We start from the raw sequence: 10,795 nt of genomic DNA on the forward strand, positions 1-10,795 counted from the left end.
AAAATAAAGTAGAATAAAAATAATAGATATTAAGACCTATACTGCTTTTGAGGTGGCTTATATGCGTGTACATGTGAAGGAATTACAGGAGGGTTGTATTTTAACTGAAGATGTATTTAGTTTAACAAACCGGCCTATAGTACCTAAGAATACAATTCTTACATATGAATTAATTCAGTTCTTACAAGCTTTCTTGGTAAAGGATGTTAAAGTTAGCAAAACTCTGGTCAGCGGCCAGCTCTTTATACCAGAAAATTTTGTTGAAGAGGAAGAAGAAAAGACAGAACAAAAACAGGAGGATGCTGAATTAACATTTTCAGATTTATTTTTACAGGCAGCCAATCTGTATAGAAAGGAATTCCAATCCTGGCAGGCTGGGATGACCGTTGATGTAGCAAAGGTAAGAGCCATTATTGTTCCTTTATTGCATGAGTTAGAGAAAGCACCTTTAGAAATTTTAACGCTTCACCATCTTTCAACAGAGAAGGAATACTTATATCAACACAGCATTGCTGTTGGTTTAATTAGCTGGTTTATTGGGAAAAAACTTAACTATAAAAAAGGTGATCTTATTCAGTTAGCGTTGGCGGGATGTCTTTCAGATTGCGGAATGGCAAAAGTACCTGAAAGTGTCTTGAATAAAAAGGGTACGCTGACAAGTAATGAGTATAATGAAATTAAGAACCATCCTACACATAGCTATAATCTTATTAAAAACAGCACGCTAATACGTGATGTTGGCAAAGTAGCGGTGTTCCAGCATCATGAGCGGCTTGATGGTACTGGTTATCCTATTGGCGACAAAGTACATAAAATACATCCATTTGCTTTAATTATTGCAGTAGCAGATACCTTTCATGCTATGACTTCTGCCCGCCTTTATCGAAAGAAGCAGTCTCCATTTAAGGTTATGGAAATGATTCTTCAAGATAACTTCGGAAAGTTCGATATTTCGGTTATAAAAGCACTTCAATCAGGAATAATTAATTTTTCAATTGGAACGAAAGTAAAGCTTTCAAATGGAACGATTGCTGAAATCTTATTCTTTGAAGAAAAGTCACCAACAAGACCATTAATTAAACTACTTGAAACAGAGGAAATCATAAGTTTGGAGAAAAATAGGGAAATATTTATCGAAGAAGTGCTTTAACAAACAGATTCTAAAGGTTATAAAAGCGGCCATGGAAAAAAAATCATAAAAACCCAAGAAAAAGTTGACAAGGAAATTGCATAATGATATATTATAAAAGCCGCTTCAAGCGACATATAAAATAGTTCTTTGAAAACTAAACAAAGCAGAAACGTCAACAATAGATAGTGGAGGCGACTGTTCAACTCTGAGAGGCGTTGGAGAGACGGGTCTCAAATCCTGTTTTTGGATTTGAATGGACGGATCGAAACGACCGAAGAGTTAGGAGCCGAAACTGGACTAGTTTTATTTTAGATTTGTTTAAGAGCTAATCTTACTCTTTTTTGGAGAGTTTGATCCTGGCTCAGGACGAACGCTGGCGGCGTGCCTAATACATGCAAGTCGAGCGGACTTTTAAAAGCTTGCTTTTGAAAGTTAGCGGCGGACGGGTGAGTAACACGTGGGCAACCTGCCTGTAAGACTGGGATAACTTCGGGAAACCGGAGCTAATACCGGATAATGTTTCTCCTCTCATGAGGAGAAACTGAAAGATGGTTTACGCTATCACTTACAGATGGGCCCGCGGCGCATTAGCTAGTTGGTGAGGTAACGGCTCACCAAGGCGACGATGCGTAGCCGACCTGAGAGGGTGATCGGCCACACTGGGACTGAGACACGGCCCAGACTCCTACGGGAGGCAGCAGTAGGGAATCTTCCGCAATGGACGAAAGTCTGACGGAGCAACGCCGCGTGAGTGATGAAGGTTTTCGGATCGTAAAACTCTGTTGTTAGGGAAGAACAAGTATCGGAGTAACTGCCGGTACCTTGACGGTACCTAACCAGAAAGCCACGGCTAACTACGTGCCAGCAGCCGCGGTAATACGTAGGTGGCAAGCGTTGTCCGGAATTATTGGGCGTAAAGCGCGCGCAGGCGGTCTCTTAAGTCTGATGTGAAAGCCCCCGGCTCAACCGGGGAGGGTCATTGGAAACTGGGAGACTTGAGTGCAGAAGAGAAGAGTGGAATTCCACGTGTAGCGGTGAAATGCGTAGAGATGTGGAGGAACACCAGTGGCGAAGGCGACTCTTTGGTCTGTAACTGACGCTGAGGCGCGAAAGCGTGGGGAGCAAACAGGATTAGATACCCTGGTAGTCCACGCCGTAAACGATGAGTGCTAAGTGTTAGAGGGTTTCCGCCCTTTAGTGCTGCAGCAAACGCATTAAGCACTCCGCCTGGGGAGTACGGCCGCAAGGCTGAAACTCAAAGGAATTGACGGGGGCCCGCACAAGCGGTGGAGCATGTGGTTTAATTCGAAGCAACGCGAAGAACCTTACCAGGTCTTGACATCCTCTGACACTCCTAGAGATAGGACGTTCCCCTTCGGGGGACAGAGTGACAGGTGGTGCATGGTTGTCGTCAGCTCGTGTCGTGAGATGTTGGGTTAAGTCCCGCAACGAGCGCAACCCTTGATCTTAGTTGCCAGCATTCAGTTGGGCACTCTAAGGTGACTGCCGGTGACAAACCGGAGGAAGGTGGGGATGACGTCAAATCATCATGCCCCTTATGACCTGGGCTACACACGTGCTACAATGGATGGTACAAAGGGCTGCGAGACCGCGAGGTTTAGCCAATCCCATAAAACCATTCTCAGTTCGGATTGCAGGCTGCAACTCGCCTGCATGAAGCCGGAATCGCTAGTAATCGCGGATCAGCATGCCGCGGTGAATACGTTCCCGGGCCTTGTACACACCGCCCGTCACACCACGAGAGTTTGTAACACCCGAAGTCGGTGGGGTAACCTTTTGGAGCCAGCCGCCTAAGGTGGGACAGATGATTGGGGTGAAGTCGTAACAAGGTAGCCGTATCGGAAGGTGCGGCTGGATCACCTCCTTTCTAAGGATGAAAAGAAGTACTTGATACTTCAATAAAAAGACGTTTTCTGACTTTGTTTAGTTTTGAGAGAATTATCTCTCGAAACTTTGTTCCTTGAAAACTAGATAACAAATTTGACAAGACATCATTTTTAAACAAGTAAGTTCTTTTTTAACATTAACTGATGGTTAAGTTAATAAGGGCGCACGGTGGATGCCTTGGCACTAGGAGCCGATGAAGGACGGGACTAACTCCGATATGCTTTGGGGAGCTGTAAGTAAGCTTTGATCCAGAGATTTCCGAATGGGGAAACCCTCCATCTTTAATCGGATGGAATCTTTACCTGAATACATAGGGTAATGAAGGCAGACCCGGGGAACTGAAACATCTAAGTACCCGGAGGAAGAGAAAGCAAACGCGATTCCCTGAGTAGCGGCGAGCGAAACGGGATTAGCCCAAACCAAGAGGCTTGCCTCTTGGGGTTGTAGGACACTCTATACGGAGTTACAAAAGAATGAGGTAAACGAACAAGCCTGGAAAGGCTGGTCAGAGAAGGTAAAAACCCTGTAGTTGAAACTTCATTCTCTCTTGAGTGGATCCTGAGTACGGCGGGACACGAGAAATCCCNTGCACGCAGGAGGTCAGCGGTTCGATCCCGCTAGGCTCCATTTTCTATGCCATTATGGCGGTGTAGCTCAGCTGGCTAGAGCGTACGGTTCATACCCGTAAGGTCGGGGGTTCGATCCCCTCCGCCGCTATAAAATTAATGGACCCTTAGCTCAGCTGGTTAGAGCAGACGGCTCATAACCGTCCGGTCGTAGGTTCGAGTCCTACAGGGTCCATTTATATATATGGAGGAATACCCAAGTCTGGCTGAAGGGATCGGTCTTGAAAACCGACAGGCGGGTTAAACCGCGCGGGGGTTCGAATCCCTCTTCCTCCGCCATAAAACCTTAATAAAATTATCGCGGGGTGGAGCAGTCTGGTAGCTCGTCGGGCTCATAACCCGAAGGTCGCAGGTTCAAATCCTGTCCCCGCAATTTGGTCCGGTAGTTCAGTTGGTTAGAATGCCTGCCTGTCACGCAGGAGGTCGCGGGTTCGAGTCCCGTCCGGACCGCCATCTTATTCCAGTAGGTATCTACTGTTAATATAGATTTTTTCTTTTCGTGTGGCTCAGTAGCTCAGTCGGTAGAGCAAAGGACTGAAAATCCTTGTGTCGGCGGTTCGATTCCGTCCTGAGCCACCTTTTTGGAGGGGTAGCGAAGTGGCTAAACGCGGCGGACTGTAAATCCGCTCCTTAGGGTTCGGCGGTTCGAATCCGTCCCCCTCCACCATTACGCTATATAGGGATATAGTTTAAAGGTAGAACAGAGGTCTCCAAAACCTCCAGTGTGGGTTCAATTCCTACTATCCCTGCCAATAAATATGGCGGTTGTGGCGAAGTGGTTAACGCATCGGATTGTGGCTCCGACACTCGTGGGTTCGATTCCCATCAATCGCCCCATTTATATTATTTTGGGCTATAGCCAAGTGGTAAGGCAACGGACTTTGACTCCGTCATTCGTAGGTTCGAATCCTGCTAGCCCAGCCAATTTTAATGGCAGCATAGCCAAGTGGTAAGGCAGAGGTCTGCAAAACCTTTATCACCGGTTCAAATCCGGTTGCTGCCTCCATTAATTTAGAACTGCCGGTGTGGCGGAATTGGCAGACGCGCACGACTCAAAATCGTGTTCCTTCTGGAGTGTCGGTTCGACCCCGACCACCGGTATTGTCGACTCCTATTTGCGGGTGTAGTTTAATGGTAAAACCACAGCCTTCCAAGCTGTTGTCGTGGGTTCGATTCCCATCACCCGCTCCAAATATAATGGGCCTATAGCTCAGCTGGTTAGAGCGCACGCCTGATAAGCGTGAGGTCGATGGTTCGAGTCCATTTAGGCCCACCATACGTAAAATAGTATTACTCCGCAGTAGCTCAGTGGTAGAGCATTCGGCTGTTAACCGAACGGTCGTAGGTTCGAATCCTACCTGCGGAGCCATTTTTTTATATGGGGAAGTACTCAAGTGGCTGAAGAGGCGCCCCTGCTAAGGGTGTAGGTCGGGCAACCGGCGCGAGGGTTCAAATCCCTCCTTCTCCGCCAGTAGAAAAAAGCGCCTTTAGCTCAGCTGGATAGAGCAACGGCCTTCTAAGCCGTGTGTCAGAGGTTCGAATCCTCTAAGGCGCGTTAGAGCACTTATTTAACTCATAGATTAAACATTGTGTTCGTGCTTGACGAAAACCAACGTTGTTTTCTTCTTTTTTTTCTTCTTTATTATTTTAGTAACTATATAAAGGCTTCTACCCCATTAGTGATTTATGATCAAAAGTTTTGATGCTCTTTTTAACTTGATCTACAAGGTGTTGATTTGAGTTATCAATACTGTACAGTTATGACACTGAAGTTTTTTTAAAAAAAGAAGTTGACTTCTACGAAACAAAATGTTATATTAATTCTTGTCGCTAAAAAGCGAGCTACAATCTTTTTTATCTTAAATAAAAAAAGATTTTAAAAAAAGAAGTTGACTTCTACGAAGTTAGATGTTACAATTAATTTTGTCGTCGCTTCGGCGGAGATCGAAAAAATAGTTCTTTGAAAACTAAACAAAGCAGAAACGTCAACGTTTTAATTTTAGATTTATTTAAGAGCTAATCTTACTCTTTTTTGGAGAGTTTGATCCTGGCTCAGGACGAACGCTGGCGGCGTGCCTAATACATGCAAGTCGAGCGGACTTTTAAAAGCTTGCTTTTAAAAGTTAGCGGCGGACGGGTGAGTAACACGTGGGCAACCTGCCTGTAAGACTGGGATAACTTCGGGAAACCGGAGCTAATACCGGATAATGTTTCTCCTCTCATGAGGAGAAACTGAAAGATGGTTTACGCTATCACTTACAGATGGGCCCGCGGCGCATTAGCTAGTTGGTGAGGTAACGGCTCACCAAGGCGACGATGCGTAGCCGACCTGAGAGGGTGATCGGCCACACTGGGACTGAGACACGGCCCAGACTCCTACGGGAGGCAGCAGTAGGGAATCTTCCGCAATGGACGAAAGTCTGACGGAGCAACGCCGCGTGAGTGATGAAGGTTTTCGGATCGTAAAACTCTGTTGTTAGGGAAGAACAAGTATCGGAGTAACTGCCGGTACCTTGACGGTACCTAACCAGAAAGCCACGGCTAACTACGTGCCAGCAGCCGCGGTAATACGTAGGTGGCAAGCGTTGTCCGGAATTATTGGGCGTAAAGCGCGCGCAGGCGGTCTCTTAAGTCTGATGTGAAAGCCCCCGGCTCAACCGGGGAGGGTCATTGGAAACTGGGAGACTTGAGTGCAGAAGAGAAGAGTGGAATTCCACGTGTAGCGGTGAAATGCGTAGAGATGTGGAGGAACACCAGTGGCGAAGGCGACTCTTTGGTCTGTAACTGACGCTGAGGCGCGAAAGCGTGGGGAGCAAACAGGATTAGATACCCTGGTAGTCCACGCCGTAAACGATGAGTGCTAAGTGTTAGAGGGTTTCCGCCCTTTAGTGCTGCAGCAAACGCATTAAGCACTCCGCCTGGGGAGTACGGCCGCAAGGCTGAAACTCAAAGGAATTGACGGGGGCCCGCACAAGCGGTGGAGCATGTGGTTTAATTCGAAGCAACGCGAAGAACCTTACCAGGTCTTGACATCCTCTGACACTCCTAGAGATAGGACGTTCCCCTTCGGGGGACAGAGTGACAGGTGGTGCATGGTTGTCGTCAGCTCGTGTCGTGAGATGTTGGGTTAAGTCCCGCAACGAGCGCAACCCTTGATCTTAGTTGCCAGCATTCAGTTGGGCACTCTAAGGTGACTGCCGGTGACAAACCGGAGGAAGGTGGGGATGACGTCAAATCATCATGCCCCTTATGACCTGGGCTACACACGTGCTACAATGGATGGTACAAAGGGCTGCGAGACCGCGAGGTTTAGCCAATCCCATAAAACCATTCTCAGTTCGGATTGCAGGCTGCAACTCGCCTGCATGAAGCCGGAATCGCTAGTAATCGCGGATCAGCATGCCGCGGTGAATACGTTCCCGGGCCTTGTACACACCGCCCGTCACACCACGAGAGTTTGTAACACCCGAAGTCGGTGGGGTAACCTTTTGGAGCCAGCCGCCTAAGGTGGGACAGATGATTGGGGTGAAGTCGTAACAAGGTAGCCGTATCGGAAGGTGCGGCTGGATCACCTCCTTTCTAAGGATGAAAAGAAAAGCGGAGGCGACTGTCCAGCTTTGAGAGACGTTGGAGAGCCGGTCATGCAAATCCCGGTTTTGGATTTGTGTGGACGGATTGAAACGGCCGAAAAGCTAGGAGCCGAAGCTAGACACAAAACCAATTACGTAGACGTTTTCTGACTTTGTTTAGTTTTGAGAGAATTATCTCTCGAGTTTTATCATGCATATTCAAACGTTGAAGGGCTTTCTTTTAAGACTTTCTTTGTTTTGAATTTCTTTGCTCCTGCGCCGCAGTGACTCGAGGAAGTAATCCTCAGCTCGTCGCAAGGCTGCATGAAGAATAGTCAGGAAGTCAATCATGATGTGATTGATATTCGTGGCCTTGTTCCTTGAAAACTAGATAACAAATTTGACAAGACATCATTTTTAAACAAGTAAGTTCTTTTTTAACATTAACTGATGGTTAAGTTAATAAGGGCGCACGGTGGATGCCTTGGCACTAGGAGCCGATGAAGGACGGGACTAACTCCGATATGCTTTGGGGAGCTGTAAGTAAGCTTTGATCCAGAGATTTCCGAATGGGGAAACCCTCCATCTTTAATCGGATGGAATCTTTACCTGAATACATAGGGTAATGAAGGCAGACCCGGGGAACTGAAACATCTAAGTACCCGGAGGAAGAGAAAGCAAACGCGATTCCCTGAGTAGCGGCGAGCGAAACGGGATTAGCCCAAACCAAGAGGCTTGCCTCTTGGGGTTGTAGGACACTCTATACGGAGTTACAAAAGAATGAGGTAAACGAACAAGCCTGGAAAGGCTGGTCAGAGAAGGTAAAAACCCTGTAGTTGAAACTTCATTCTCTCTTGAGTGGATCCTGAGTACGGCGGGACACGAGAAATCCCGTCGGAAGCTGGGAGGACCATCTCCCAAGGCTAAATACTCCCTAGTGACCGATAGTGAACCAGTACCGTGAGGGAAAGGTGAAAAGCACCCCGGAAGGGGAGTGAAAGAGAACCTGAAACCGTGTGCCTACAAGTAGTCAAAGCCCTTTTATGGGTGATGGCGTGCCTTTTGTAGAATGAACCGGCGAGTTACGATTACATGCGAGGTTAAGTTGAATAGACGGAGCCGCAGCGAAAGCGAGTCTGAATAGGGCGAATGAGTATGTGGTCGTAGACCCGAAACCAGGTGATCTACCCATGTCCAGGGTGAAGTCCAGGTAACACTGGATGGAGGCCCGAACCCACGCACGTTGAAAAGTGCGGGGATGAGGTGTGGGTAGCGGAGAAATTCCAATCGAACTTGGAGATAGCTGGTTCTCTCCGAAATAGCTTTAGGGCTAGCCTCACGATCAAGAGTCTTGGAGGTAGAGCACTGTTTGGACTAGGGGCCCTCATCGGGTTACCGAATTCAGACAAACTCCGAATGCCAAGTACTTATGCGTGGGAGTCAGACTGCGAGTGATAAGATCCGTAGTCAAAAGGGAAACAGCCCAGACCACCAGCTAAGGTCCCAAAGTATACGTTAAGTGGAAAAGGATGTGGAGTTGCTTAGACAACCAGGATGTTGGCTTAGAAGCAGCCACCATTTAAAGAGTGCGTAATAGCTCACTGGTCGAGTGACTCCGCGCCGAAAATGTACCGGGGCTAAACGTATCACCGAAGCTGTGGGTGGACACTTACGTGTCCGCGGTAGGAGAGCGTTCTAAGGGCGTTGAAGCTAGACCGTAAGGACTGGTGGAGCGCTTAGAAGTGAGAATGCCGGTATGAGTAGCGAAAGATGGGTGAGAATCCCATCCACCGAATGCCTAAGGTTTCCTGAGGAAGGCTCGTCCTCTCAGGGTTAGTCGGGACCTAAGCCGAGGCCGAAAGGCGTAGGCGATGGACAACAGGTTGATATTCCTGTACCACCTCATTACCGTTTGAGCGATGGAGGGACGCAGGAGGATAGGGTAAGCGCGCTGTTGGATATGCGCGTCCAAGCAGTTAGGCAGAGAAATTGGCAAATCCGTTTCTCGTGTAAGCTGAGCTGTGATGGCGAGGGAAATATAGTACCGAAGTTCCTGATTCCACACTGCCAAGAAAAGCTTCTAGCGAGGTAGTAGGTGCCCGTACCGCAAACCGACACAGGTAGGCGAGGAGAGAATCCTAAGGTGAGCGAGAGAACTCTCGTTAAGGAACTCGGCAAAATGACCCCGTAACTTCGGGAGAAGGGGTGCTTTTTAGGGTGCATAGCCCTGAAGAGCCGCAGTGAATAGGCCCAGGCGACTGTTTAGCAAAAACACAGGTCTCTGCGAAGCCGCAAGGCGAAGTATAGGGGCTGACGCCTGCCCGGTGCTGGAAGGTTAAGAGGAGAGGTTAGCGCAAGCGAAGCTTTGAATTGAAGCCCCAGTAAACGGCGGCCGTAACTATAACGGTCCTAAGGTAGCGAAATTCCTTGTCGGGTAAGTTCCGACCCGCACGAAAGGCGTAACGATCTGGGCACTGTCTCAACGAGAGACTCGGTGAAATTATAGTACCTGTGAAGATGCAGGTTACCCGCGACAGGACGGAAAGACCCCGTGGAGCTTTACTGTAGCCTGATATTGAATTTTGGTACAGCTTGTACAGGATAGGTAGGAGCCGTGGAAACCGGAGCGCTAGCTTCGGTGGAGGCGTCGGTGGGATACTACTCTGGCTGTATTGAAATTCTAACCCGCACCCCTGATCGGGGTGGGAGACAGTGTCAGGTGGGCAGTTTGACTGGGGCGGTCGCCTCCTAAAGAGTAACGGAGGCGCCCAAAGGTTCCCTCAGAATGGTTGGAAATCATTCGTAGAGTGTAAAGGCACAAGGGAGCTTGACTGCGAGACCTACAAGTCGAGCAGGGACGAAAGTCGGGCTTAGTGATCCGGTGGTTCCGCATGGAAGGGCCATCGCTCAACGGATAAAAGCTACCCCGGGGATAACAGGCTTATCTCCCCCAAGAGTCCACATCGACGGGGAGGTTTGGCACCTCGATGTCGGCTCATCGCATCCTGGGGCTGTAGTCGGTCCCAAGGGTTGGGCTGTTCGCCCATTAAAGCGGTACGCGAGCTGGGTTCAGAACGTCGTGAGACAGTTCGGTCCCTATCCGTCGTGGGCGTAGGAAATTTGAGAGGAGCTGTCCTTAGTACGAGAGGACCGGGATGGACGCACCGCTGGTGTACCAGTTGTTCTGCCAAGAGCATCGCTGGGTAGCTATGTGCGGAAGGGATAAGTGCTGAAAGCATCTAAGCATGAAGCCCCCCTCAAGATGAGATTTCCCATAGCGCAAGCTAGTAAGATCCCTGAAAGATGATCAGGTTGATAGGTCAGAGGTGGAAGCGTGGTGACATGTGGAGCTGACTGATACTAATCGATCGAGGACTTAACCAATTTAAAAGATGCTTGTCAAGTTATCTAGTTTTGAGGGAACAAACCTCAAACCAAATAGTCTGGTGACGATGGCGAGAAGGTCACACCCGTTCCCATACCGAACACGGAAGTTAAGCTTCTCAGCGCCGATGGTAGTTAGGGGCTGTCCCCTTGTGAGAGTAGGACGTCGCCAGGCA

At 48.4% G+C, this 10,795-nt stretch carries 1 protein-coding gene, 16 tRNA genes, 4 rRNA genes and 1 other annotated feature; all 21 genes read left to right on the plus strand.

Going from position 1 to position 10,795, the window contains the following annotated elements:
* The first annotated feature begins 61 nt into the window (after positions 1-61).
* The 21 genes from CZ487_RS25930 (at position 62) to rrf (ending at position 10,794) form a co-directional block, all read left to right on the plus strand.
* A complete protein-coding gene (locus tag CZ487_RS25930; protein WP_077215239.1) occupies positions 62-1,150 on the plus strand; it encodes an HD-GYP domain-containing protein in 1,089 nt (362 codons plus the stop codon).
* 320 nt (positions 1,151-1,470) lie between these two features.
* Positions 1,471-3,020: ribosomal RNA gene (locus CZ487_RS25935) — 16S ribosomal RNA — on the plus strand.
* A gap of 204 nt (positions 3,021-3,224) precedes the next feature.
* Positions 3,225-3,674 (plus strand) — a sequence feature (23S ribosomal RNA rRNA prediction is too short).
* A 93-nt stretch (positions 3,675-3,767) separates the two neighbouring features.
* Positions 3,768-3,841: transfer RNA gene (locus CZ487_RS25940), tRNA-Ile, on the plus strand.
* 11 nt (positions 3,842-3,852) lie between these two features.
* Positions 3,853-3,945, plus strand: a tRNA-Ser gene (locus tag CZ487_RS25945).
* 20 nt (positions 3,946-3,965) lie between these two features.
* Positions 3,966-4,039 (plus strand) — tRNA-Met (locus CZ487_RS26440).
* 3 nt (positions 4,040-4,042) lie between these two features.
* Positions 4,043-4,119: transfer RNA gene (locus tag CZ487_RS25950), tRNA-Asp, on the plus strand.
* 50 nt (positions 4,120-4,169) lie between these two features.
* A tRNA-Phe gene (locus CZ487_RS25955) sits at positions 4,170-4,242 on the plus strand.
* 7 nt (positions 4,243-4,249) lie between these two features.
* Positions 4,250-4,333, plus strand: a tRNA-Tyr gene (locus CZ487_RS25960).
* An 11-nt stretch (positions 4,334-4,344) separates the two neighbouring features.
* Positions 4,345-4,418 (plus strand) — tRNA-Trp (locus CZ487_RS25965).
* A 9-nt stretch (positions 4,419-4,427) separates the two neighbouring features.
* Positions 4,428-4,503, plus strand: a tRNA-His gene (locus CZ487_RS25970).
* Between the two features lie 12 nt (positions 4,504-4,515).
* Positions 4,516-4,590 (plus strand) — tRNA-Gln (locus CZ487_RS25975).
* Positions 4,591-4,598: 8 nt separating this feature from the next.
* Positions 4,599-4,672 (plus strand) — tRNA-Cys (locus tag CZ487_RS25980).
* A gap of 13 nt (positions 4,673-4,685) precedes the next feature.
* A tRNA-Leu gene (locus CZ487_RS25985) sits at positions 4,686-4,767 on the plus strand.
* A 16-nt stretch (positions 4,768-4,783) separates the two neighbouring features.
* Positions 4,784-4,857: transfer RNA gene (locus tag CZ487_RS25990), tRNA-Gly, on the plus strand.
* A gap of 8 nt (positions 4,858-4,865) precedes the next feature.
* Positions 4,866-4,942, plus strand: a tRNA-Ile gene (locus tag CZ487_RS25995).
* An 18-nt stretch (positions 4,943-4,960) separates the two neighbouring features.
* Positions 4,961-5,035, plus strand: a tRNA-Asn gene (locus tag CZ487_RS26000).
* An 11-nt stretch (positions 5,036-5,046) separates the two neighbouring features.
* Positions 5,047-5,137: transfer RNA gene (locus CZ487_RS26005), tRNA-Ser, on the plus strand.
* A gap of 10 nt (positions 5,138-5,147) precedes the next feature.
* Positions 5,148-5,221, plus strand: a tRNA-Arg gene (locus CZ487_RS26010).
* Between the two features lie 474 nt (positions 5,222-5,695).
* Positions 5,696-7,245: ribosomal RNA gene (locus CZ487_RS26015) — 16S ribosomal RNA — on the plus strand.
* 442 nt (positions 7,246-7,687) lie between these two features.
* Positions 7,688-10,619 (plus strand): 23S ribosomal RNA (locus CZ487_RS26020).
* 58 nt (positions 10,620-10,677) lie between these two features.
* A 5S ribosomal RNA gene (gene rrf, locus CZ487_RS26025) occupies positions 10,678-10,794 on the plus strand.
* Together the 16S, 23S and 5S rRNA genes with 16 tRNA genes alongside form the textbook arrangement of a ribosomal RNA operon.
* Position 10,795: the final 1 nt, after the last annotated feature.

It is taken from the genome of Robertmurraya dakarensis, from assembly GCF_900156875.1.
GTDB lineage: Bacteria > Bacillota > Bacilli > Bacillales > Cytobacillaceae > Robertmurraya > Robertmurraya dakarensis.

What these genes read in the sequence shown, in the direction of transcription:
- CZ487_RS25930 (WP_077215239.1), top strand. Translation starts at nt 62, where the DNA reads ATGCGTGTACATGTGAAGGAATTACAGGAGGGTTGTATTTTAACTGAA.